Below are 21717 nucleotides of genomic sequence, written 5' to 3' on the forward strand. Positions count from 1 at the left end.
TAGCAGCGAAGGCCCCTTCATCTCATGTTAAAGAACACCCCTCTCCTTTCAGGAGAGGTTAGGGAGAGGTATAAATTTGTTAAGCAAATTGGCGTAAGAAACGCACATCATTTTGATAGAACATACGTAAGTCATTGATGCCATAACGTAACATCGCAAAACGCTCTACCCCTAAACCAAAAGCAAAACCTTTATATTTCTCAGGATCAATGCCCGCAGCTTGTAATACATTTGGATGCACCATACCGCAACCTAAAACTTCAAGCCATTTACCACGTTCATCCATAATATCCACTTCAGCACTTGGCTCTGTAAATGGGAAATAAGAAGGGCGGAAACGTACTTTTAAATCTTTTTCAAAGAATTCATTTAAAAGATTCACCAATAAACCTTTTAGTTCAGCAAAGCTGGTATTTTCTGCAACGTATAAACCTTCAATTTGATGGAACATCGGTGAATGAGTTTGATCCGAGTCACAACGATAAACACGACCCGGGCAAACGATACGAATCGGTGGTTGTTGCGTTTCCATAGTACGAATTTGTACACCTGATGTGTGTGTACGTAACAAATGTGTCGCATCAAAATAAAACGTATCATGCATCGCACGCGCAGGATGATGCCCCGGAATGTTTAATGCTTCAAAGTTATGGTAGTCATCTTCTACTTCAGGACCCGTCGCAACCGTAAATCCAGCTTTAGTAAAGAATTGACAAATACGCTCTTGAACTTGCGTCACAGGATGAATGCTACCAATAGTTTGCCCACGACCTGGCAAAGTAATATCAATCGTTTCACTTGCAAGCTTTTGTTCTAGTGCTGCTTTTTGTAATGCTGCTTGACGCTCAGTTAAGGCAGCGTTGATTGCTTCACGTACCGCATGAATTTGCGCACCAAAAGCTTTACGCTCTTCGGGATCCATTTTACCCAACGACTTAGATTGTTCCGCAAGCTGGCTTTTTTTCCCTGTAAATTGCACTCGCACTTGGTCGAGTGTAGCAAGGTCTTGAGCTGCTGCAATCGCAGCGAGCGCTTCAGTGGTCAGGGCTTCCAGTGACATAGTAACTCTCAAAGCAACAATTTAGAAAATAATATAACTGCATATTCTAACAGTTTTTATGCAGATGGATGAAGCTTCATAAACAGGAAAATCAAATTAGTATTTTTAAGTATAAAAAGTATAAGATAATCAGAATTTCATAAGAATGATGTCACCGAGATCAAGAACACATGGCACTTGACCCAATTTGGAAGCAACAACTCACGCTTGTCACTTATGGCAACGAATTTTTGTCCCAAGATTTAAGCTTTAATCAATGGGTCAATCACGCTATTTTTAATCAACACCGTTTGTATTTTCGAGATTTACTCAATCAACATTTATTGGCACAACATTTTCAAATATGGCTAGAAGGCTTAAAAAAACAAGGGGTTTATCGCCTTAGCTTACATAGCTCAAGCCTACTCAATGACGAAAAAAATCCAAATGCGAATGTAGAGCTCTTAGCAACGCCACACTTTATTATTAGTCATCATAAGCAACAGCATACAGCTTGGATTTTAGGTAAAGAATTGGCTGAATGGTACACTGCGGACAATGATTATGAAGTGCCGACAGCACAACACAATAGTACCCGTCAGGAAACATTTTGGCGTTTTGAACTCAGCACAAAATATAATAAACCCATTGAGCAAGATTTAGCACAGCCGAATTGGGATGATATTCAGGTGTACACGGACAACGAGCTCTTTAATAGTAAATATGCACAAGGTTTTATTGAACCAAGTACAGTAACACTCCCTTATTTAGGTTTGAGTAAAGCTCAGTCTGCTCAAGAAAATACCAACAATCTTGCCTTATTTCCAAGTGCTTACTCAGCAGATTATGCACATGAAACGTTACATCGCTTAGAAGCTTTATCGACTTTTATTCAAAATAAAATGCAATATTCTTCAAATGATTTAGAACAAGAAATGAGTCCAGAAGAGCGAATGAATTTACGTCATTTTTCACAGAAACTTGATGATTTATACAGCAAGTTTATCACCAAAGTTGCCAACCATTATCAATCAGCACGTTTAACGCCTAAACAAGCACCATCACCGTTTGAGGCAACAGGCACTGAAAATAAACAGCAACGTTTTAGTCAAAATTCGGAGTCCAAAGTTGGTAAATCAGGAGTTATGACTTTAATTGTCATGACTATTTTAATTTGTATCGCAGCATATTATTTTGGCTTGTAAATTTGCATTTTCAATAAAATCAAACCTTGTGAGCAAGCAGCATTAAAGTTGCTTCCTCACTTCCATCAATGCAAAACCTAACAGATTTAAACCTTTCCATTGCAATGGTTTTTCAGCATTTTTATCATCCGCAGCTAAACCAATGCCCCAAATTTTATCGACAGGCGATGCTTCGACCAACACACGATCTCCTGTGTCCAATAAATACTTTCTCAATTCCGCGTTTTGCGAAAACTTTGCTAAATTACCTTGCACCACAATATCAAAACGATGCTTTAGCCATACATCTTCCTGATAATTTTTGACTTTTCGTCCCAAAGCTTTGGCTTCATTAGGATGATTTGCCTGAATAATATTTTGAAAAATCTCTTCGTCCGCAAATAACCGCGCTTTTTGCGCCATCATAAAATGTTCAGCCGTTTTATAGTCGATTCCATCGACCTGAAAAGCCGCAGGATACCATTGGCTAAAACAGCTTTTATCCACAAGATCTTGTTGCTTGGGCGTATGTCCCCAAAAGCAAAGATATTTAAAGTTTTTTCCCTTTCTAAGGGCTTCTTGTAAATCTGTTAAATAGCGTTGATCTGACATATTATTTTCTACTCTTGAGAAGATTCCACTGATAAAAAAACTTCTGAAATTCCATCACCATACTCAGGAATCCTTTCTTCATCTACCTAAATACCACCCATTTTTTCATAAAAATAGCGGCTTAAATTTTTATTCAAAACACCTAATCGTAAAATAGAATATTGATCTGGCTGCAAAGATTGATAGAACTGCTCAAACATGGCACGACCAATGCCTTGCCCATGGATTTCTTTCAACAAATAAAATGCACGAATTTCTGCTATCGTTTGCTCAGGATTTAAATAACCATCTAAAAAACCGAAAATGACATCATCTTTCTCATACACCGTAATTCGATGCTGTTGATCAACAATTAACTTTTGCCAAAGTTGCTTACAGCCCTCTACAGTTCGACTATCTAAAACTTCTTGTCTAATCATGCCTGTATAGGTCTCATGCCAACTATGTACATGATCTTGTGCAATCTGTTCAGCCTCATCAAGTATTGCAACATGAAAAAAGTAGCAAAAAAGCTACTTTTAATCATCTAATTTTTATCAATTAGTTAATTGGTTTTAACACGATGGTAATTTTATGCTCATCTGCATGTTGATTAATATAATGATTAATTGAAGCAACTTCGCCTTCAACTTCTGCATCTGCCCCATAAACTATTTTTAAATATTCACCTTCTCGCGGTAAAACATCTAAGTTAACATCTATTGTACCTTGATCTAAACCTTGAATTGCAACAAGCATATGAAGCTCCTGATTTTATTATCGTTCTAATGTATTTGATTCAACTTTAAACAACTAGAATATTCCTGTTGATATTGTGTATATCTTAAGCAGTTTTAATCTTCATCATATTCGAGATCATCTTCATTGATATTCATAAAATATGGTGAAGGCGTTTCCTTAAACTGCGCCGCTTGAATCATTTTTTGATTCAATAATTGAGCTTTTGCGACTCGATGCATACCATCCATCACTCGTCTATCTGCACATAAAATAATGGGATAACTTAGATTGGCATCTTGAATCAATTGAATATGCTCAATGATTTGTTGTGTCGTTGGATGTGTATCTGGGATGCCAATACGCTTCGCTGAGTTCTTGAATATCTACTAACTCAATATTTTGAATAGGAAAATTTTGAATCAATTCAATGAGATGATGTACATCCCAAATCAGCATGTCTTCACCAACTTGGCAGAAATGATATTGTTTTCTCATTATTTTTTACGCATGCTATTACACAATCAAAAAGCATAATAACAGGAAAAAACACATGTATTTGGAAAGGGCTTATCGCCAAGTCGCTTTAGTGAGTTATGGCAATGAATTTTTGAGCGGCTCTGTCGATTCCGAAATTTTAGATCGCCATCCACTCCTTTTTACTCATTTTCCGATTTTACGTGATCTAGACACAGGGACTTTATTGGCTGGCTCAGCCTCACATCTACTCAATCATCTTAAAACTCAAGGGCTTTTTAAAATCAGCTTACATCTTGCTGCAGATGTATTAGAAGATATTACCGAATCTAAAATATTCGATCTAAAAACCACTGAAAATGACTTTTGTATTGTCTGTCATTTTCCAAACCAAATCTTTAAAGTTTTGATCTATGCTGAGGAAGAGCCACTTTGGCAAGAATATGATGAAAATGGATTTCCACAGCAATCAAACTATAATAATTATCATGACAGTGTTGAAAACTACGTCTTAATGGATATATCTCATGATTATTCAGACAAAATTTTAGCAGATCTACAAGCTTTCTCATGGCAATCTTTTTATGATGATTATCAAAACTCCATCTACGCCTTTGACATTTCCAAACGTTATGGAACCTTTCCTGTTCCATTAACAGAAAGTAATTGTTATGAAGGTAATTATTATCAAAAACAAGAACAGTTTCCTTTATTACCTTTTAGCTTAAAACGCAATTATGCCAGTAATTTAATCATCAATGCTGCCGCACTCACGCATGCTTTTCATGTTGAATCTCATGCTAAAAATGAATATGCAGCATATTGGCATATGTCTGAAAATGAAAGAAAAGAGTTTTCAAAAGCATCTCAGACCTTAGATGAGCTTTTTCCAATTTTGTTAAAGCATAGTGCTAATCATCATCAAGAGGCTGTACTCAATTCACAAACACAGCGATTTACACCCTTGATTACACCACCCACAATCATAGCAAAATCACAAGATGATTCAGCTCACGATTCAAATATAACGAACACTGAACATATCGCGTTAGATGAAACACCGTCTGGATTTCACTGGGTTGGACTCATCAAGTTTTTATGGTTTATGCTGTGGTGTTATTGTGCTCTATGGACATTGGCATATTTCACAGTACATTGGGGGAATATTTTCATTATTATCATTGCGTTATTTTATGCATTATACAAAGCCCTTAAAATAAAAGATGATCAATCAATATAAAATCAATCCATAAAAAAGACCGCAAAATAGCGGTCTTTTTCAATCATCAATGATGATTATGCAGCCAATGCACCTTTCGCTTTTTCAGCTAAAGCAGCAAATGCAACTGCGTCATGCATAGCGATGTCAGCAAGTACGCGACGGTCGATGATCACTTGCGCTTTTTTCAAGCCAGAAATCATACGGCTGTACGATAAACCATTTTGACGTGCGCCCGCATTGATACGTGCAATCCACAAAGCGCGGAATTGACGTTTCTTTTGACGACGGTCACGGTAAGCGTATTGACCTGCTTTGATTACTGCTTGGAACGCTACACGATAAACACGTGAACGCGCGCCATAGTAACCTTTAGCACGAGCAAGAATTTTTTTATGACGGCGATGAGCCTGTACACCACGTTTTACACGAGCCATTTATAATCTCCTTAGATGTATGGGCACATACGACGAACTGAATTCATGTCACTTACGTGAACCATGACACAACCGCGCAATTGACGAATACGTTTAGCAGATTTTTTGGTCAAAATGTGGCGTTTGAACGCTTGTTTACGCTTGAAACCGTTAGCAGTCGCTTTGAAACGCTTAGCTGCACCACGGCGAGTTTTTAACTTAGCCATAACAACCTCTTTAAACACCTGTTCGGCATGTTCGCACCATTGCGAGACAACCTGCAGGTAAGGGAGGCAATATTCTAAATCATCTGCGTATAAAACAAAAGCAATAACTTTTAAATTTAACTTTTAAACAGATGCAATGGCATGTACGCTTAAAATGATATTTCTAACCTAAACAATAAATACTTCAAAAAAATTTCCTTATAATCATCACATCATGATAATTTTGGAACATTATGAACCCTGCACAGGATGCATTCGCAGCGCTCCGCTACCGAGATTTCTCTATCGTCACCGTTAACCAATTTTGTTTAACTTTAGCGATTTTGATTCAGGAAATTATTGTTGCTTATTCTTTATATCAAATTACCAAAGATCCCCTAACACTTGGTTTAATTGGTTTAGCTGAAGCAATTCCTTTCATCGCGCTTTCATTATGGGGTGGTTATTTCGCGGATAAATTCAACAAACAAATCATTATGAAAATTTGTTTATTTTTCGCCTTTCCTCTTCCACTGGTTTTATGGTGGTTATTTCATAGCTATGATCATGGGCATATCGGGATTCAGACATTATCATGGGGAATTTATGCCGTTATTTTTGGATTAGGTACAATTCGTGGTTTTTACAATCCCTCTGCAACATCGCTAAAGCCATTTCTCATTCCACGTGAGTTATATGCCAATGGTGCAACATGGACCACCATTGGTTGGCAAAGTGGCGTCATTATCGGTCCAATGCTCGGTGGTTTTATGTTGGCATGGCTCGGACGAGAAACCAGTTTATTATCGGTTGCTGTTTTACTGTTTATTTGCTTTTTCCTGATTTCACTTCTTAAAAAGCGCATTTTTCCTACGATGGAAAAAGATAATTTATGGGATAGTTTAAGTGAAGGTTTCCGTTTTATCTGGAAAACTAAAATCGTATTGTGGGCGATTTCACTTGATCTCGTATCTGTATTGTTCGGTGGTGTGATTGCTCTACTCCCGATATTTGCTGAAGATATTTTAAAAATTGGTCCAGAAGGTTTAGGATATTTACGTTCAGCCCCTTCAATCGGTGCACTAATCACCATGATTGTTCTCACCAAGTTCCCACCAACACATCATGCATGGCGTAATATGCTTTTGGCAGTTGCTGGTTTTGGTGTATTCACGCTTGTTTTTGCATTTTCAAATACACTTTGGCTTTCTCTTTTTGCTTTAGCCATGACGGGTGCATGTGACAGTATCTCAGTCGTCGTACGTCAAACTATTTTACAAGTGTATCCACCTGAAAATATGCGTGGTCGTGTTGCTGCGGTAAATGGCATGTTTGTATCAAGCAGTAATGAACTGGGTGCTTTTGAGTCAGGTCTTGCAGCCAAATATATGGGAACGATTGCTGCTACTGTTTTTGGTGGTTGTATGACTATGGTTGTCGTTGCGATCAGTTGGGCAAAAACACAGGACTTATTCAAAGTCGATATTACCCAAGGTCATGATGATTTAAGAAAATAAACAGATATATTTTAAAGGGTAAATATTCATTTTGCCCTTTTTTATGGATGATTTATACTCCATTTTTCTCATTATTTTTACAATTTAAGATTTATTTTATGAAAATTAAAACTTTGATTTTACTGAGCAGTATTTTATGTGGCTATTCCTATGCCGATATCAATCTAAATAACAGCCCCAAAGAGGTTAAAGTACAACCTAGCGGCATTAGTTGGCTTAGAACTCCAAATATTGAATTTGAAGACACTGATCTAAAAGGTAAATCTCGTCAATTGCTTGCACATTTATATGTAAATGAGATAGGCAAAGTGACTCAAGTCGAAATCATCAAAAGTACAGGCTTAGATCGTTTGGATCGAAAAATAAGTTCATCCTTAAAAAATGCAAGATTTAAGCCGTATATAGAGAATGGTCAAGCCTCTTCATTCATTGCTGAAATACCTATTAATCTGAATACTAACTCTCCAAGTAGCATTTCACCTGAATGCAAAATAAAACTTCATTCAAATGCTTATGATGCTCAACACAAAGGCGAAAAAACCTCATTTAAATATGAACAAACTTTGCGATCTATCTACTTAGACAGAAATCTGTTCACTAAAACCAGTCCATCTATCTCCGTATCATTCACGATGAAAAAAAATACGATAACCCATCCAGAGATTAAAGAGATAGAAAGCTCTGGTAATCGATATATCGATGAACAAATCAAACAAATCATCTCCAATACCGCAGTTCAATCTAAAAAATCATGGTTTCCATTTTTTAAAATGACTGCTACAGATCAAATTCGTCTCGATAGCAGTGATTGTGAAAATGATTAAGCAATTAAAATAATCCTATATACAACAGGTAGATAAAAATATATCTGCCTGTCTTTGCTAGCGTGACAATCAATAAAAATCGCCAAAAACTTTCTTTCAGCAATCCAGCAATTAAAGTAATTGGATCTCCAATAATCGGCATCCAACTGAGAAATAACGACCAAAACCCATATTTTTGATAAGTCTTTTCGGCTTTTAACATATTCTGTTCAGTTACAGGAAACCATTTTTTATGTTTAAATTGCTCTATTTTTAAACCCAAGTACCAATTTATACACGAACCTAATATATTCCCTATAGATGCAATTAAAACCAATCCAAAAACTGAATATTTCTCTTGAGCTAATAAGCCAACTAACACTGCTTCAGACTGTAAAGGAAGTAAAGTCGCTGCACCAAACGCAGATAAAAACAGTAAAAAATATGCCATAAAATCAATCAAGATCCATGATCTAACCTATAAGCCTAGTGATTTTTTAGTTTTTAAATATTGAACATTTGCAGCAATAATTGCCACAATTATCACCACTATACGCGCCCAAGAATAACGCTGAGCAATCGGATCAATCAGGGCACGTAATGCCGATCTATCTTGTACTTTCACATCAGGTAATAAATTTTGAATATGAACCACTTCCACAACATACAACACTGAACATAGGGCGATCCCCATAATTATGCACCAATAAACTTTAGGATTTTTTTCTAAAATAAGGGTGAGATTTAAAAAGAATGCTTTCATCGTTCATATCCAACATTAAAAAACCACCGTAGCAGGTGGTTCAGCAGTGTAGCATATTCTGGTTTTAGACTTTGATCGATAATGCTCGCTGTACTGCGGGACGTGCCGTCATACGTTCTACATACGCTTTCACATAAGGATAATCATCTAAATTAATTTGTTGCCACTCATGACGTAAGATCCAAGGTAAGATCGCCATATCAGCAATTGAATATTCTCCTGCGACAAATTTTTGCCCAATTAATTGCTTGTTTAAAACTGAATATAAGCGTTGCGTTTCACTCACAAAACGATCTATAGCATAAGGCACTTGCTCTTTAGCAAAACGACTAAAATGATGGTTCTGTCCTAACATTGGACCAAACCCGCCCATTTGCCACATCAACCATTGCTCTACTTCAACACGATCCTGTTCGTTTTCAGGATAATATAAACCTGTTTTACGACCTAAATATTGTAAAATTGCACCTGATTCAAAAACTGAAATCGCCTCACCATTTGGTCCATTTTGATCAACAATCGCAGGAATTTTATTATTTGGCGAAATACGTAAAAAATCAGGTTGAAATTGATCATTTTCCAAAATATTAATTGGAAAAATTTGATAATCTAAGCCCATTTCCTCAAGTGCAATGGTTATTTTATGTCCATTGGGTGTTCCCCAATAATAAAGATCAATCATTTTAAAATTATTCTCCATACACCGTAGATGGTGGCTCTTTACACACCTTAATAGATTTAAAAAGAAACAACAAGTTTTGCAAATTAAAAATAATTTCCTATAATTATCATATATATAAAAAGTTTATTTAAAAAAATAGATATTTTACTTGAATTTTTTAAACTCAAACACATATTAATTATTGTGTTAGAAATGACGATTTTTAACATTCTGTCGATGTTTATACATGGCAGGTTTAATTTTATCTTCTTATTTTTAAAACTTTGCTGACCTCAGGAGGTTCTAATCATGAGTAATCTAAATCTTCATCCTTTATTTCGTCGTAGCATTGGATTTGACCGTTTAAATGATTTTATTGACTACGCCATGCAAAGTGATGCACCCAACTACCCTCCATATAACATAGAGAAATCTGGTGAAAACCGTTATCGCATTGTGGTGGCTACCGCAGGTTTTAGCCTAGAGGAATTAGGACTGAGTCTAGAAAATCAGTTACTTACCATTTCAGGTAAACCTGAGGCTGTTCAGAAAGAATCAACTGAATATCTGCATAAAGGAATCGCGCGTCGTGCTTTTAAATTGTCTTTACGCTTAGATGAACATATTGAAGTTCAACAAGCTGATTATGAGAATGGTTTATTGATCATTGACTTGGAACGAATCATACCAGAAGAAAAACTTCCACGCGAAATCCCAATTGGTAAGAAAAAACTTTTACTTGATCAGCCTGAATCTACAGACAAAACTGTAAGTATTGAGTAATTATGCTTTAAATCAAAAAAGCCCTGCTATTCGAGCAGGGCTTTTTTGATCACTGGATGATTACTTTTTCTTTTTAGGACCAAGTAACATACCCATTTGACGACCTTCCATTTTTGGTGCTTGTTCAACAACACCACTTTCAGCCACATCAGCCTCAATTTTTTGTAATTGAGCCAAACCTAACTGTTGGTGAGCCATTTCACGACCACGGAAACGTAGAGTAATTTTGACTTTGTTGCCTTCTTCAAGGAATTTCAGAATAGCACGCAACTTAACGTTGTAATCACCAACATCTGTACCAGGACGCAATTTGATTTCTTTAACTTGCACTTGATGCTGTTTCTTCTTAGCATCTTTTTGCTTTTGCTTTAAATCAAATAAATGCTTGTTAAAGTCCATGATTTTACAAACAGGCGGTTCTGCATTTGCCACAATCTCAACAAGGTCAAGATCTGCGTCTTCAGCAGCACGCAACGCTTCTGCAAGCGTCACAATGCCTTTTTGTTCTCCATCTGCAGCAACGAGACGGACTTCTTTTGCCTTAATCTCGTCGTTTAATGCAGGACGATTGCTTTTAGCACCTTGTTGTTGGTTACGGTCAGGCTGTTTAATCTTTCTTACTCCACAATATACCGGCCACGTTCGGCAACGGCTGCTTTCACTAAGTCAACAAATGCATCAATTGACATAGTCCCTAAATTTTTTCCAGAACGGGTACGAACATTAACCGTACCTTCTTCCACTTCACGGTCCCCAAGTACCAATAAGTATGGAATACGCTCTAATGTACGCTCACGAATCTTAAAGCCGATTTTCTCATTTCTCAAGTCTGAAATTGCTCGAATGCCATTTTCTTTGAGTTTTGCAACTACATTTTCACATGCTGCTGCTTGAGAATCGGTAATATTCATCACACATGCTTGGACTGGTGCCAACCATGGTGGCATAAAGCCTGCGTAGTGTTCAATAAGTATACCAATAAAACGTTCAAAACTGCCAAGAATTGCACGGTGTAACATCACAGGATGGTCACGATCGTTATCTTCTGTTACATATGAGGCATCTAAACGTAACGGCAAGTTAAAGTCACACTGAATTGTACCGCACTGCCAGATCCGACCTAAACAGTCTTTCAGAGAGAATTCAATCTTCGGACCATAGAAGGCACCCTCACCTGGCTGTTCCTCCCAATCTAGACCTGCTTCGTCTAAAGCATCTGCTAAAGATTTTTCTGCAACATCCCAAAGCTCATCTGCACCTACACGTTTTTCAGGACGAGTAGACAATTTCATTTGAACTTCTTCAAAGCCGAAGTCTTTATACACATCTAAAGTAAGTTTAATAAAGTCTGCAACTTCTTTACCAATTTGTTCAGTGGTACAGAAGATATGTGCATCATCTTGGGTAAAGCCACGTACACGCATAATGCCGTGTAATGAACCTGATGGTTCGTTACGGTGACATGAACCAAACTCTGCCAAACGAATTGGAAGATCACGGTAAGATTTCAAACCTTGGTTGAAAACTTGCACATGACATGGGCAGTTCATTGGTTTTACAGCATAGTTACGACTTTCTGAATGCGTCGTAAACATGTTTTCAGCATAGTTAGCAGCGTGACCAGATTTTTCCCAAAGTGTAAAGTCTACAATTTGCGGCGTTTTAATTTCTTGATAGCCATTGTCTTGTTGAATTTTACGCATGTACTGTTCAAGTACTTGGTAAATCGTCCAACCATTGGCATGCCAAAACACCATACCAGGCGCTTCTTCTTGCATATGGAATAAGTCTAAAGCTTTCCCAATTTTACGATGGTCACGTTTTTCAGCTTCTTCAATACGCTTGATGTAAGCAGCTAATTCTTTTTTGTCCGCCCAAGCTGTACCATAAATACGCTGAAGCTGTTCATTCTTCGCATCACCACGCCAGTATGCACCTGACATTTTAGTAAGTTTGAATGATTTTAAGAACTTAGTATTGGGCACGTGTGGACCACGACACATGTCAACGTATTCTTGATGATAGTACAAGCCCATTTGAGTTTCATCAGGCATATCATCAATTAAGCGTAATTTATAATCTTCACCACGCTCAGTAAAGATTTTGATGACCTCTGCACGAGGGGTCATTTTTTTAATGACATCATAATCTTCATCGATCAGCTTTTTCATGCGTGCTTCGATGGCAGCCATATCTTCTGGTGTAAATGGCTTTGGACTAAAGATGTCATAATAAAAACCATCTTCAATCACAGGGCCAATCACCATTTTGGCTTCTGGGAAAAGTTGTTTTACCGCATGTCCCACCAAGTGCGCACATGAGTGACGAATGATTTCTACACCTTCTGGGTTTTTAGGTGTAATAATTTCAAGTGTGGCATCTTCGGTAATGAAATCACTTGCATCCACTAAACGACCATTGACTTTACCTGCGACTGTATTTTTAGCAAGTCCAGGTCCAATACTTTGTGCAACTTCCATGACAGAAACGGCTTGGTCAAAAGTTTTTTGATCGCCATTTGGCAATGTGATAATAGGCATAAGAAAAAATCCTTAAGGAGTGATGCCCCGTACAATAGAGCATATCACCGCGAGATTATGATCGAGCGAAGCTCAAAAGATAAAATCGGTGGAACAAATAAAAAGTGCGGATAATTTTACACCTTAAATGATGATTGATAAACCTCTTCACGCAGATATAACGCGTTGGTCTATTTTTTTTGAAACAAATTACTAAAAATAAAAATACAGTGATATATTTATCACTTTAAAGAAAAACTAGAGTTTCAAATCTCCATCTAAGACTAAAAAAGGCAAATGATGAAAAAGCTCAACAAGAAAATTAAACTTATAAGTACAAGTGTTGTTATATCTATGGCATTGAGTGCATGTGGAGGTGGAAGTTCTAATGATGGAAATTCTGCTGCCACTAATCCAACCCATCCCACAACACCGACCAATCCAACTACACCCACTACCCCAACAAATATTGAATGTGTCAATGGTATTCCTAAGAATTTAAAGACAACGGGTTCAGGTTTCTTTAGTGAAGAAATTTTTTCATTAGAAAGAGAAAGTAATCTCGTTTTTTATTCAAATACACTCCACAATGGTGTCATCTATCAAAACTTAACTCACTTTCTTAAAAACTCACCTACATCCATCAGTACTGATTATATAGATCAATATCGTCTAACACCCTCAAAATTAGACACGAGTTTCAAACAAACGCTGACGAGTAGTGGTTTTCCACTCGGTTATGTCATTTCTCAAAATGGAAATTCAACTGTATTAAATCAATTTAGTGATGAATGTACAATTCAAGCCGAAACTCAAGTTAAATCCCATGCGATACAAATTGATATTTCAGGTAAAACAGTTGCTGATTTATTTAAGTATTATGATTACCCTAATTCAGGAAATGCTCAACGATATATCAGCTCTAATATTGTAAACTTTCTCAAATATCATGATAAAAAATTACTAAATTCACTATTATTAGATCAAACTAAATTTCCTGCGGGATCAAAAATTGGCTACATTGATCAAACAATTTTAAATGCTCCCAATATTACATTTAATGACAGTAACTTAACCAATTACAAAACAATAGAAGAATTTATAGCAAATACAAAAATCCCTAAAGGTTATGTTTGGAAAACAGACCAATTTGCAGGATATCAAGTTGCTTATCCAGTGAGTAGTTCGACAGGAATAGGATATCCATTTACTCAAAACTACACAGCTGTAAGATTAAACGGTAAGATCTATTCAGCAGCCTATTTTCCTGCTGGAGATTTAATTAAAATGCAAATGGATCCATCAGAAAAAAATGTGGATATGTCTGAAACTTACTTTAATAAAACAGCCATGATGACATTGGCAAATGCATTAAACAAAGTGCTTTGATAGAACTTTGTTTTTAAAAAACCGCCATTACGGCGGTTTTTTAATGTTATTTTTAAGGTGTAGTAGTCACTTTATTTTAAATAGTCATGTTAAAAATAAAATGTAAATTTAGACAAATACTCGACTAAAGAATAAATGATTTATAATCAAGATATGCATATCTTTTAGACATGGAAATTAAAACAAATATGAAATGGAGTTAAAAAATATGATCAGTGCATACGATGAATTACCACGCACACCTGCGAACTTTGTCGCATTATCACCTTTACGCTATTTAGAGCGTGCTGCGTACATCTATCCACATCAGGATGCGATCGTACATGGTGCACGACATATTTCTTGGCGTGAAACGTATACACGTTGCCGTCAGTTTGCACATCAATTACAAAATTTAGGCATTCAAAAGAATGATACCGTTTCGGTATTATTACCTAATATTCCAGCAATGATTGAGGCACACTTTGCAGTTCCTATGGCAGGTGCAGTACTCAACACTTTAAATACCCGTCTAGATGCAAAGACCATTGCCTTTATGCTTGAGCATGCTGAAACCAAAGTTCTTTTGGTTGATCCTGAATTTGCAGCACTTGCACAAGAAGCAATCTCACTCATAGATCAGGAAATCTATATTATTGACGTGGCAGATGCAGAATACGAAGCCAATGATACCACTCCACGTATCGGTCAGGTCGAATATGAGGACTGGCTCAAAGCAGGTGACGAAAATTTTGAATGGCATCTACCACAAGATGAATGGGATGCCATCAGTTTAAACTACACCTCAGGTACGACAGGCAATCCGAAAGGTGTGGTTTATCATCATCGTGGTGCTTATATTAATGCAGCAAGTAATATCATTGCCTGCGGCATGACCCCACGTTGTAAATATTTATGGACATTACCCCTCTTTCACTGCAATGGTTGGTGTTTTGCGTGGACAGTAGCGGCAAATGGCGGTACCAATATTTGCTTGCGTAAAATCGACCCAGAATTGATTTATAAATTGATTGATCAATACAAAGTCGATTATTTTTGTGGTGCACCAATTGTATTGTCTATGCTCATTAACACACCAAAAGATAAGCAAATCAAATTTAATCATCGTGTTGAAGTGATGGTGGCAGGCGCTGCCCCACCTGCGGCAATCATTGAAGGCATGCATCACATTGGTGTACAAGTGAACCATGTGTATGGCTTAACCGAAACCTATGGTCCATCTGCACTATGTGCCTCACAAGCAGGTTGGAGTGAGCTTTCAATCAGTGAACAGGCACAGCTACATTCGCGTCAAGGCGTACCTTATCCATTGCAAGATGGTATGCGTGTGCTTGACCCTGAAACCATGCAACCTGTGCCTAACGATGGTACCACCATGGGCGAAATTATGTTCCGTGGCAATATTGTGATGAAAGGCTATTTAAAAAATCCACAAGCAACAGAAGAAGCCTTTAAAGGGGGATGGTTCCATACAGGTGACCTCGCAGTTTGCCAACCTGATGGTTATGCCAAGATTATGGATCGTTCCAAAGACATCATCATTTCAGGAGGTGAGAATATTTCATCGTTAGAAGTGGAAGAAGTCCTTTATACCCATCCAGCCATCATGACGGCTGCTGTAGTGGCAAAACCTGATCCACGTTGGCAAGAAGTACCATGTGCCTTTATTGAGTTAAAACAAGGTGCACAAATCACACCAGAAGAAGTGATCGAGTTCTGTAAGCAACATCTAGCGCGTTTTAAAGTGCCAAAAGATGTAGTGATTGGTGAAATTCCAAAAACCTCTACAGGTAAATTACAAAAATTTATCTTACGTGATTGGGCAAAAGAGCGTTCAGTGGGTGAGTTTAGCTAATCCTGTAAATAGCCCTCTCCTTTTCAGGAGAGGGCTAGGCAGAGCCAAAATAAACGCATAAAAATGATGGATCAATATGAATTCTGATAATCCCAAACAAGTATGAATAGCACAAACAGTAAAAAACGACCTACAAAAGGTCGTTTTTTATCATCAAACTTAAGTAAATCAAATTACTTTGCTCGACCTTGTTCAGACAATAGCGCCACTTGTTGAACATAGTTTAAAAACTTCTGTTTAGATTCAGCCAACTCTTCTTCAGTTGCTTGCAATGACTTATCACGATGAATACGAAGCACATGTTGACGCAATGAATGACTTTCTGCGGCATTATAAGATTTACAAAATTCTTTAATGGCAGGATCACGCTGCTCAATCATACGTTCAACCCAACGATCCAATTGTGCAAGTTTTTTTGCACCTTGTTTCGGAGTCAAGTAAGATAAAATCATTGCTTCATCTTCATTACGCAATAATTTACCAATACGCTGAAATTGACGGCGGCGTGCTTCAAATGATGTGATTAATTGCACATCAAGCAAAGCTTCGATCAAACGTTCTGCAACAGGCAAGGCTTCGATTTGTTTTTTCGACAATTCAGCCAATTGCTCACCCAAAGCAGCCATACGTTGTACAGCTCTTTTCTGTTCTGATTTACTTGCACGTCCTTCTAAAGACTCAAAATCGTCTTCAGTAAAACGTTGCGGACGACGTGCCACGATTATTCTGCCTCGTAAAATTTAGCTGCGAATAGTGCTTGAACTTCAGACAAAGCTTTTTCTTCATCTGCACCGTCAATCACTAGACGTAAAGTGGTTCCCTTACCTGCACCAAGCATAAGTAAAGAAAGGATATTCTTTGCATCAACCAATTTATCATCTTTACCAATCTGAATCGATGAACGAAATTTGGTCGTCACTTCAATGAGTTTTCCAGATGCTCGCGCATGTAACCCTAATTTATTAATTACGTCAACAGTTGTGTCAATCATGACCAGTGCTTCATTTCTCTATGTAATACTTGAATCGTCCATTTTGACTGTAACGCTGTTTTCAACCGATCAACGATATAAACCGAACGGTGCTGTCCACCCGTACAACCAATAGACACCGTAATATAATGTCGATGTCCTTCCGCAAATGCAGGCAACCACTTATTTAAAAATTGGTAAATATCGTTATACATGTCATTGGCTTGTGGACTTTCCTCTAAAAAAACTTTCACAGGTTCATCCAAACCTGAAAATTTTCTGAGCTCTAAATCCCAATGTGGATTAGGTAAATGACGAACATCAAAAACAAAGTCGGCATCTAAAGGAATACCGTATTTATAACCAAATGACTGTAAAATCAAAATCAGTTTATCTGACTGCCCCAATTTGGACAATAATATATCTTTTAAATCGTGTACGCTTTTATCTGATGTATCTATATGGACTGTGGCACGTAATTGAATTGGCAGTAATAAATTTTTTTCTTCTTGAATACACTCATTTAAACTTTTAAAACGTGTAGACAAGGGATGTGGTCTACGTGATGCACTAAATCGTGAAATCAGCTCTTGATCACGTGTCGTAAGATAAATCACATCGACTTCACCATGCTTTTGTAGCATTTGAAAAACATGGTCGAAACCTTGTAAATCAGCACGTGTACTACGGACATCAACCCCTAGAGCCAATTGCTCTAGATTGTTTTCTTTGTCTAATTTTTCTACAATTTCAGGCAGCAATGCCAAAGGTAAATTATCAATACAGTAATAGCCCAAATCTTCTAAAACCTGCAATGCAGAGGATTTTCCTGATCCAGATTGTCCTGTCACGATAAGTATACGCTTCATGGCATGGCGACCCTAATTTATTGTTTTAAGTAGAATGTTTAACCTGTAAGTTATCAATCAAACGGGTTTTTCCTAATTTTGCAGCAACAAACAATACTATATCTTGATCAAATTGACCAATTTTTTGCAACGTTGGCGTACGTGCTTCCACGTAATCTACTTCAAAACCTGCCTCAGTGAGTATTTGACGAATATTCGTTAACACAACATCTAATTCAAGCCCATCATGCAATTGCTTTTCAGCTGCTTGCAAAGTTGCATAAATGGTCGGTGCAGTTGCACGATCTTGCTCAGATAAATAACCATTACGAGAACTTAATGCCAAACCATCTTCTGCACGCGCAATAGGCACAGCAATGACTTCTATTGGCATACTTAAATCTTGAACTAACTGCTTAATCACTGCTAATTGCTGATAATCTTTTTGCCCAAAAAATGCAAAATTAGGTTGCACAATATTAAACAGTTTAGTCACAACAACGGCAACACCATCAAAATGTCCCGGACGTTGTAAACCGCATAAGTCATTGGTAATATCACTCACGCTGATATTGGTCAAACGCGGTTGTTTGCCATACATTTGCTCTACAGAAGGTGCAAATACAATATCACATCCAACTTCAGCCAAAAGATGACTGTCGTGCTCTAAGGTGCGAGGATAATTATCAAAATCTTCATTTGGACCAAACTGAATCGGGTTCACAAAAATACTGACCACCACTACATCACACAATTTTCGTGCAGCACGCACAAGGTTCAAATGCCCCTCATGCAAATTCCCCATCGTGGGGATAAAACCTATGATTTTACGTGCTGATCGAGCAGGACTTAACGATGCAGATAATCCTTGTATGGTAGTTTCAGTTTTCATGTTTATAGCTCGACTTGGAAAGTATGTTCAGCTGCAGGGAACGATTGATCTTGTACAGCCGCATGGTAAGCTTTAAAAGCATCCAAAATTGCGGTTTCCCCTGCTTGTTCTTTCATAAAATTACGGACAAATCGTGCTACACGACCAAAGGTTAAACCTAACATGTCTTGTACCACCAACACTTGTCCATCCGTTTCTTTACCTGCACCAATGCCGATGACAGGAACTTCAGGGAATAATTCAGAAATTTCTTGCCCCAACTGTGCAGGCACACATTCAAGCAATAAAATTGCTGCGCCTGCTGCAACCACCGCTTTACAATCTGCAATCAGCTGATCTGCTGCTGCACGGGTTTTTGCTTGTAATTTATAACCACCAAATACATGCACAGACTGTGGCGTTAAACCTAAATGCACACAGACAGGAATACCATTGCGCGTCAAAGTTTGCACAGTTTCAGCTAACCACGCACCACCTTCGATTTTGACCATTTGTGCGCCAGCTTGCATCACTGTTTTTGAGTTGACCAACGCATCATTAAGCGTTGCATAACTCATAAAAGGTAAATCACACATGATAAAAGAATGCTGATTACCACGGCGTACCACAGCAGTATGATAAGCCATATCTGCGACAGTGACAGGCAAAGTTGAATCATGCCCTTGAATGGTCATACCTAAAGAATCACCGATTAAAATACTATCAATCTCAGCAATTTGCATTGCTTTTGCCATGCTTGCATCATAGCAAGTTAAGCATGAAAATTTACGTCCTTGCGTTTTAAATTTGCGTAAATCACTTAGACTAATCATGATGATAATCCTCTCATTCAGAGTTCCTTAGCGTTCAACAGGCTTAAATGTTTGCCCAATCTGTATCAGCTAAAACAGTTAAAGTTGAATGTTGTAGCAGTTCTGAGTTTTTTAAAGCTTGCCCATTCACTTTGAGATCAGGATCTAAATCCAACAAAGGAATCACTACAAAATCGCGCTCTAAAATACCAATATGTGGCACAGTGAGCCGCTCATTTATAATGTTTTTTTCAGCATAAAGCAAAAGATCTAAATCTAAAGTGCGTTCCCCCCAACGGCGTAAACGCACGCGCCCTGATTCATTTTCAAAGCGCTGTAAAGCATCTAACAATGCCAAAGGCGCTAAATCCGTCACCAATTGTGCAACAGCATTATGATAATTCGGCTGATCTTGCGGTCCCATCGGTGGACTTTGGTACAATTTCGAGACTTTCACTTGCCCGATAGTCGCAAGCTTTTGCACCGCTTCTTGTAAAATTTGCTGTGAGTCACCGAGGTTACTGCCTAAACCAATATACGTCAGCACACTCATTGTGTTGGTCCAAAAATCACTTGCGTCAAATCACGTTGTACACGTTTACGTTTTAAGATTGGATGATCAGGATGAATCGTATCCGCTTGATGAGAAGTGGCTTGTGTTACAGGTTTTTTCTCCTCAACACGTGCTTTACGACTACGACGATTGCGTGTTTCAACTTCTTTTACCAAAGGCTCAATTTGCGTTGAAACTTTGCTTTCTACAGACTCATCTGTTGTGGCTTTACGACGGTTTTTAGCACGTTGACGATTGTAACTGCTGATCGCACGTTCTTTCTCATCCAAAGACATATTTTGATAGGCTTCCCACCAACTGCCCATGCCTTGTGTTGCTGTATCGCCTGCCTTTTCACGCAATAACAAAAAGTCAAAACCCGCTCTAAAACGTGCATGCCCTGATAATGCTTCAATTTGCTGTGGCTTCGGATTCAACAAACGCGTTTGCATTTCCCACACTTCACGAATAAACGTTTCTGCAAAACGAGGAATAATAGTACGTGTCGCTTGGCGTTTTAGTACATCTAAACCTGCTTGCGCACGTGCTTCTGCTGCAACAATACCTTTGGCTTGGTACACATCACAACGTTGCAGGAAGTTTTCCCATAACAACACCGCATAGAAAAATGCAGGATTTATGGTTTTACCAATTTGGATACGCTGATCGGTATTTTTTGCAGCACGTTCCATAAATGGAGTGACTTCAGGGTTTAAATCGGCAAATAGCTGTTGCCAAATACCAAACTCGATCAACATCGGCATAACACGATTGAGATGCCCCATGGTGAATAATTTTTGTGACTCATCATATAAACGATGGGGTGATACATCACGCAAAAGCTGAGTCATTTCAGGGGTGAATATATCTAAAATCGTCTGGTCAATATTAAAATTGAGCTTGGCTGCAAAACGTAAAGTACGCAACATCCGTACAGGGTCTTCTTCAAAACGCTGTGCAGGATCACCCAATAAACGTAAGGTTTTACTGTTTATATCCTCGACTGCATCACAAAAATCAAGCACGATACCTTTACGTGGTTGATAATATAAAGCATTGATCGAAAAATCTCGGCGAGCAAAATCTTGCTCGATCGTGCCCCAATTATTGTCGCGTAAAATCATCCCTGCGGCAGAGGTGATGGCTTTTTTCGGTGGTGCACGGAAAGTCGCAACTTCAATCAACTCACGCCCTGAATAGACATGTGCCAATTCAAAACGGCGACCAATAATACGACAACGACGTCCAAAGACTTCTTTAACTTGGGATGGTGTTGCATTGGTCACAGCATCGTAATCTTTTGGGCTTTGTCCCAACATCAGATCACGAACGCCGCCACCGACGATATAAGCTTCATAGCCCGCTTTTGTTAAAGAATCAATAACATCTAAAATGGAAGAAGGTAATTGAGCGGTGGATAATCCACACTTTGACGCACGCAAAGTTTGCAAAAGACGCTGTCTCCTACGTCAGGACGTAAAAATAATAATTATGCTAATAATA

Annotated in this window: 24 protein-coding genes and 2 pseudogenes; 7 read left to right on the top strand and 19 right to left on the bottom strand. The window is 38.0% G+C overall.

The genetic code is table 11. From position 1 onward, the window contains the following. Positions 1-79 precede the first annotated feature (79 nt). On the bottom strand, positions 80-1060 hold the full coding sequence (pheS, locus tag G0028_RS15620) for a phenylalanine--tRNA ligase subunit alpha (RefSeq protein ID WP_130072000.1): 981 nt from the start codon (positions 1058-1060) through the stop codon (positions 80-82). A 170-nt stretch (positions 1061-1230) separates the two neighbouring features. Between pheS and G0028_RS15625 the strand changes: the two genes are divergently transcribed. After that, positions 1231-2244: a hypothetical protein gene (locus G0028_RS15625; RefSeq protein WP_180045067.1), complete on the top strand. Its 1014-nt coding sequence runs from the start codon at positions 1231-1233 to the stop codon at positions 2242-2244. A 42-nt stretch (positions 2245-2286) separates the two neighbouring features. On the opposite strand, the gene G0028_RS15630 is transcribed toward G0028_RS15625, so the two are convergent. From G0028_RS15630 to G0028_RS15645, 4 genes and pseudogenes are all read right to left on the bottom strand, one after another. Beyond that, positions 2287-2835, bottom strand: a complete 549-nt coding sequence (locus G0028_RS15630; protein ID WP_180045066.1) for an NADAR family protein — start codon at positions 2833-2835, stop codon at positions 2287-2289. Position 2836: 1 nt separating this feature from the next. Continuing rightward, positions 2837-3320 (bottom strand): annotated as a pseudogene (locus G0028_RS15635) (N-acetyltransferase family protein). A gap of 55 nt (positions 3321-3375) precedes the next feature. Beyond that, a complete protein-coding gene (locus G0028_RS15640) occupies positions 3376-3573 on the bottom strand; it encodes a hypothetical protein (protein WP_130072003.1) in 198 nt (65 codons plus the stop codon). Positions 3574-3668: 95 nt separating this feature from the next. After that, positions 3669-4050: pseudogene (locus tag G0028_RS15645) on the bottom strand (hypothetical protein). A gap of 55 nt (positions 4051-4105) precedes the next feature. Here G0028_RS15645 and G0028_RS15650 point away from each other — a divergent pair. Beyond that, complete coding sequence (locus G0028_RS15650) at positions 4106-5269, top strand: hypothetical protein (protein WP_180045064.1); 1164 nt, start codon at positions 4106-4108, stop codon at positions 5267-5269. Positions 5270-5325: 56 nt separating this feature from the next. Here the strand turns inward: G0028_RS15650 and rplT are convergent, their stop codons facing one another. Further along, on the bottom strand, positions 5326-5685 hold the full coding sequence (gene rplT / locus G0028_RS15655; RefSeq protein WP_120401613.1) for a 50S ribosomal protein L20: 360 nt from the start codon (positions 5683-5685) through the stop codon (positions 5326-5328). Between the two features lie 11 nt (positions 5686-5696). Further along, positions 5697-5891, bottom strand: coding sequence for a 50S ribosomal protein L35 (gene rpmI / locus G0028_RS15660; RefSeq protein ID WP_002054552.1), 195 nt, complete (start codon positions 5889-5891; stop codon positions 5697-5699). A gap of 233 nt (positions 5892-6124) precedes the next feature. On the opposite strand from rpmI, the gene G0028_RS15665 reads away from it, so the two are divergent. Beyond that, positions 6125-7387 (top strand): MFS transporter, encoded by a 1263-nt coding sequence (locus G0028_RS15665; protein WP_180045063.1) that lies wholly within the window; start codon positions 6125-6127, stop codon positions 7385-7387. A 98-nt stretch (positions 7388-7485) separates the two neighbouring features. Then, the gene (locus tag G0028_RS15670) at positions 7486-8211 is read left to right on the top strand and encodes an energy transducer TonB (RefSeq protein WP_180045062.1); all 726 of its coding nucleotides are present in this window, start codon (positions 7486-7488) and stop codon (positions 8209-8211) included. 4 nt (positions 8212-8215) lie between these two features. Here the strand turns inward: G0028_RS15670 and G0028_RS15675 are convergent, their stop codons facing one another. The 3 genes from G0028_RS15675 to G0028_RS15685 all read right to left on the bottom strand — a co-directional run bounded on the left by G0028_RS15675 (position 8216) and on the right by G0028_RS15685 (position 9635). Continuing rightward, positions 8216-8641 (bottom strand): YqaA family protein, encoded by a 426-nt coding sequence (locus G0028_RS15675; RefSeq protein ID WP_130072008.1) that lies wholly within the window; start codon positions 8639-8641, stop codon positions 8216-8218. Positions 8642-8668: 27 nt separating this feature from the next. Continuing rightward, positions 8669-8953: a hypothetical protein gene (locus G0028_RS15680; protein ID WP_174493706.1), complete on the bottom strand. Its 285-nt coding sequence runs from the start codon at positions 8951-8953 to the stop codon at positions 8669-8671. Positions 8954-9017: 64 nt separating this feature from the next. Continuing rightward, entirely contained in the window at positions 9018-9635 is a 618-nt protein-coding gene (locus G0028_RS15685) for a glutathione S-transferase N-terminal domain-containing protein (protein WP_130072010.1), read from the bottom strand. 288 nt (positions 9636-9923) lie between these two features. On the opposite strand from G0028_RS15685, the gene G0028_RS15690 reads away from it, so the two are divergent. Then, the gene (locus G0028_RS15690; RefSeq protein ID WP_180045061.1) at positions 9924-10397 is read left to right on the top strand and encodes an Hsp20 family protein; all 474 of its coding nucleotides are present in this window, start codon (positions 9924-9926) and stop codon (positions 10395-10397) included. 60 nt (positions 10398-10457) lie between these two features. On the opposite strand, the gene infC is transcribed toward G0028_RS15690, so the two are convergent. Both infC and thrS read right to left on the bottom strand, forming a co-directional pair. Further along, complete coding sequence (infC, locus tag G0028_RS15695; protein ID WP_130072012.1) at positions 10458-11009, bottom strand: translation initiation factor IF-3; 552 nt, start codon at positions 11007-11009, stop codon at positions 10458-10460. A 5-nt stretch (positions 11010-11014) separates the two neighbouring features. Then, positions 11015-12937 (bottom strand): threonine--tRNA ligase, encoded by a 1923-nt coding sequence (thrS, locus tag G0028_RS15700; RefSeq protein WP_180045060.1) that lies wholly within the window; start codon positions 12935-12937, stop codon positions 11015-11017. Positions 12938-13213: 276 nt separating this feature from the next. Between thrS and G0028_RS15705 the strand changes: the two genes are divergently transcribed. Both G0028_RS15705 and G0028_RS15710 read left to right on the top strand, forming a co-directional pair. Then, the gene (locus tag G0028_RS15705) at positions 13214-14305 is read left to right on the top strand and encodes a hypothetical protein (protein ID WP_227554741.1); all 1092 of its coding nucleotides are present in this window, start codon (positions 13214-13216) and stop codon (positions 14303-14305) included. A gap of 208 nt (positions 14306-14513) precedes the next feature. After that, positions 14514-16160: an acyl-CoA synthetase gene (locus tag G0028_RS15710; protein ID WP_180045058.1), complete on the top strand. Its 1647-nt coding sequence runs from the start codon at positions 14514-14516 to the stop codon at positions 16158-16160. 173 nt (positions 16161-16333) lie between these two features. Here G0028_RS15710 and yjgA read toward each other — a convergent pair whose 3' ends face one another. Genes yjgA through pcnB form a run of 7 tightly spaced genes read right to left on the bottom strand, consistent with a single transcriptional unit; the run spans position 16334 to position 21665 of the window. Then, positions 16334-16879, bottom strand: coding sequence for a ribosome biogenesis factor YjgA (gene yjgA / locus G0028_RS15715; protein WP_180045057.1), 546 nt, complete (start codon positions 16877-16879; stop codon positions 16334-16336). Between the two features lie 2 nt (positions 16880-16881). Then, complete coding sequence (locus tag G0028_RS15720) at positions 16882-17151, bottom strand: HPr family phosphocarrier protein (RefSeq protein ID WP_130072017.1); 270 nt, start codon at positions 17149-17151, stop codon at positions 16882-16884. Next, positions 17148-17999, bottom strand: a complete 852-nt coding sequence (rapZ, locus tag G0028_RS15725) for an RNase adapter RapZ (RefSeq protein WP_130072018.1) — start codon at positions 17997-17999, stop codon at positions 17148-17150. The genes G0028_RS15720 and rapZ overlap by 4 nt, the downstream gene beginning before the upstream one ends. A gap of 25 nt (positions 18000-18024) precedes the next feature. Beyond that, the gene (gene panC / locus G0028_RS15730; protein WP_130072019.1) at positions 18025-18870 is read right to left on the bottom strand and encodes a pantoate--beta-alanine ligase; all 846 of its coding nucleotides are present in this window, start codon (positions 18868-18870) and stop codon (positions 18025-18027) included. 2 nt (positions 18871-18872) lie between these two features. Beyond that, complete coding sequence (gene panB / locus G0028_RS15735) at positions 18873-19682, bottom strand: 3-methyl-2-oxobutanoate hydroxymethyltransferase (protein WP_174493709.1); 810 nt, start codon at positions 19680-19682, stop codon at positions 18873-18875. Between the two features lie 43 nt (positions 19683-19725). Then, positions 19726-20214 (bottom strand): 2-amino-4-hydroxy-6-hydroxymethyldihydropteridine diphosphokinase, encoded by a 489-nt coding sequence (folK, locus tag G0028_RS15740; RefSeq protein ID WP_130072021.1) that lies wholly within the window; start codon positions 20212-20214, stop codon positions 19726-19728. Further along, on the bottom strand, positions 20211-21665 hold the full coding sequence (gene pcnB, locus G0028_RS15745; protein ID WP_130072022.1) for a polynucleotide adenylyltransferase PcnB: 1455 nt from the start codon (positions 21663-21665) through the stop codon (positions 20211-20213). The genes folK and pcnB overlap by 4 nt, the downstream gene beginning before the upstream one ends. Positions 21666-21717 lie beyond the last annotated feature (52 nt).

The organism is Acinetobacter piscicola (genome assembly GCF_015218165.1).
Taxonomy (GTDB): Bacteria; Pseudomonadota; Gammaproteobacteria; order Pseudomonadales; family Moraxellaceae; genus Acinetobacter; species Acinetobacter piscicola_A.

Excerpts from the sequence above, each read along its gene's own strand:
- G0028_RS15670 (WP_180045062.1), top strand. The coding sequence starts at position 7,486 with ATGAAAATTAAAACTTTGATTTTACTGAGCAGTATTTTATGTGGCTAT.
- G0028_RS15720 (WP_130072017.1), bottom strand. The coding sequence starts at position 17,151 with ATGATTGACACAACTGTTGACGTAATTAATAAATTAGGGTTACATGCG.
- G0028_RS15675 (WP_130072008.1), bottom strand. The coding sequence starts at position 8,641 with ATGGCATATTTTTTACTGTTTTTATCTGCGTTTGGTGCAGCGACTTTA.
- G0028_RS15705 (WP_227554741.1), top strand. The coding sequence starts at position 13,214 with ATGATGAAAAAGCTCAACAAGAAAATTAAACTTATAAGTACAAGTGTT.
- G0028_RS15690 (WP_180045061.1), top strand. The coding sequence starts at position 9,924 with ATGAGTAATCTAAATCTTCATCCTTTATTTCGTCGTAGCATTGGATTT.
- G0028_RS15625 (WP_180045067.1), top strand. The coding sequence starts at position 1,231 with ATGGCACTTGACCCAATTTGGAAGCAACAACTCACGCTTGTCACTTAT.
- G0028_RS15630 (WP_180045066.1), bottom strand. The coding sequence starts at position 2,835 with ATGTCAGATCAACGCTATTTAACAGATTTACAAGAAGCCCTTAGAAAG.
- G0028_RS15685 (WP_130072010.1), bottom strand. The coding sequence starts at position 9,635 with ATGATTGATCTTTATTATTGGGGAACACCCAATGGACATAAAATAACC.
- G0028_RS15665 (WP_180045063.1), top strand. The coding sequence starts at position 6,125 with ATGAACCCTGCACAGGATGCATTCGCAGCGCTCCGCTACCGAGATTTC.
- G0028_RS15640 (WP_130072003.1), bottom strand. The coding sequence starts at position 3,573 with ATGCTTGTTGCAATTCAAGGTTTAGATCAAGGTACAATAGATGTTAAC.
- pheS (WP_130072000.1), bottom strand. The coding sequence starts at position 1,060 with ATGTCACTGGAAGCCCTGACCACTGAAGCGCTCGCTGCGATTGCAGCA.
- panC (WP_130072019.1), bottom strand. The coding sequence starts at position 18,870 with ATGAAAACTGAAACTACCATACAAGGATTATCTGCATCGTTAAGTCCT.
- rapZ (WP_130072018.1), bottom strand. The coding sequence starts at position 17,999 with ATGAAGCGTATACTTATCGTGACAGGACAATCTGGATCAGGAAAATCC.
- rplT (WP_120401613.1), bottom strand. The coding sequence starts at position 5,685 with ATGGCTCGTGTAAAACGTGGTGTACAGGCTCATCGCCGTCATAAAAAA.
- panB (WP_174493709.1), bottom strand. The coding sequence starts at position 19,682 with ATGATTAGTCTAAGTGATTTACGCAAATTTAAAACGCAAGGACGTAAA.
- G0028_RS15710 (WP_180045058.1), top strand. The coding sequence starts at position 14,514 with ATGATCAGTGCATACGATGAATTACCACGCACACCTGCGAACTTTGTC.
- G0028_RS15680 (WP_174493706.1), bottom strand. The coding sequence starts at position 8,953 with ATGAAAGCATTCTTTTTAAATCTCACCCTTATTTTAGAAAAAAATCCT.
- G0028_RS15650 (WP_180045064.1), top strand. The coding sequence starts at position 4,106 with ATGTATTTGGAAAGGGCTTATCGCCAAGTCGCTTTAGTGAGTTATGGC.
- folK (WP_130072021.1), bottom strand. The coding sequence starts at position 20,214 with ATGAGTGTGCTGACGTATATTGGTTTAGGCAGTAACCTCGGTGACTCA.
- thrS (WP_180045060.1), bottom strand. The coding sequence starts at position 12,937 with ATGCCTATTATCACATTGCCAAATGGCGATCAAAAAACTTTTGACCAA.
- rpmI (WP_002054552.1), bottom strand. The coding sequence starts at position 5,891 with ATGGCTAAGTTAAAAACTCGCCGTGGTGCAGCTAAGCGTTTCAAAGCG.